At 75.1% G+C, this 1,035-nt stretch carries 1 protein-coding gene; it reads right to left on the reverse strand.

Going from position 1 to position 1,035, the window contains the following annotated elements; genetic code table 11:
• Positions 1-791 (reverse strand): WXG100 family type VII secretion target (locus NBX02_RS10595; RefSeq protein ID WP_445548363.1); only part of this gene is annotated, 791 nt, incomplete at its 3' end.
• Positions 792-1,035: the final 244 nt, after the last annotated feature.

The raw sequence follows: 1,035 nt of genomic DNA on the forward strand, positions 1-1,035 counted from the left end.
CCGCCGATCACCAGGGCGACGACACCGAGGACGGCGATGGTGATCTTCGCGGCTTGTACGGTGGTGTGCCAGAGGCTGCCCGCGGCCTGTCGGATCTTCTCCCCGGACCACCAGCGTCTGGTGTGGATGCCGGCGTCGGAGGCGTCGCGGATGGCCTGGCCGCAGGTGTGCGCGGCGTCCGCGCGCAGCCGGCCGGCGGCCAGCGCGAGCCGGCGGGCGGTGTCGAGGTCGTCCTGGGCGCCGTGGGCGGCGTCGCGTGCCTGTTCGAGCCGGATCTGGGCGGTGTCGCGGTCGCGGATGGCCTGGGTGAGCCGTGTCGGGTCGGGGGGAGGGATCCCGGCGCTGGCGGTGTGGGGGGTGGGGGTCAGGTGGGTGAGGGTGGCGGTCGCGGTGGTCAGCGCGGTCTGGGCCGGGGTGAGGAGGGCCTGGGCGTGGTCACGGCGGGCGCGGGCGTCGCGGCCGTGCGCGAGGGCGCGGTCGGCCTGCTGCTGGGCGGTGTCCAGGGCCGGCTCGTAGGCGCCGAGGGCTTGGCCGGCCATCCGGTAGGACGTCGCCAGCCTGGCCAGCTGGCCGGGGAAGTCGTCCAGTTCGTCGCGGAAGGCGTCCCCGGCGGTGCCGGCCCAGGTCTGTACGACGCCTCCGGCGGCGACCGTGGCGAGCTGTCCGCGGGCGTGCTCGGCGTCGGCGGCGACCGTCAGGAAGCGTCGCGCCAGCTCCCGGACGGCGAAGGGGTCGCCCGGGGTGGGGTCGCGCTCGAGGCCGAGGACGCTCCAGTCGGTGGGACGGCTCACCGGCCCGGACGGCCCGGACCGCGGCCAGGGCAGCGGGGGCAGTGGCCGGCGCGGCCAGCTCCGTGTTCCGCGGGACACGGCCGGTGGGCGCGGCGAGCGCGTAACGGCGGATGCGCAACCGTCATGGACACCGTCCAGACAGGATCAGGATCAGGATCGGGATCGGGGATCAAAGCCGGGCAATACTGACAAGCAGGATGAAACTAGCATGCCCTGTGACCGTCCGGCCACCGAACCGGCCGGA

The organism is Protofrankia sp. CiP1_Cm_nod1 (assembly GCF_920888515.1).
In the GTDB taxonomy this organism is placed as follows: domain Bacteria; phylum Actinomycetota; class Actinomycetes; order Frankiales; family Frankiaceae; genus Protofrankia.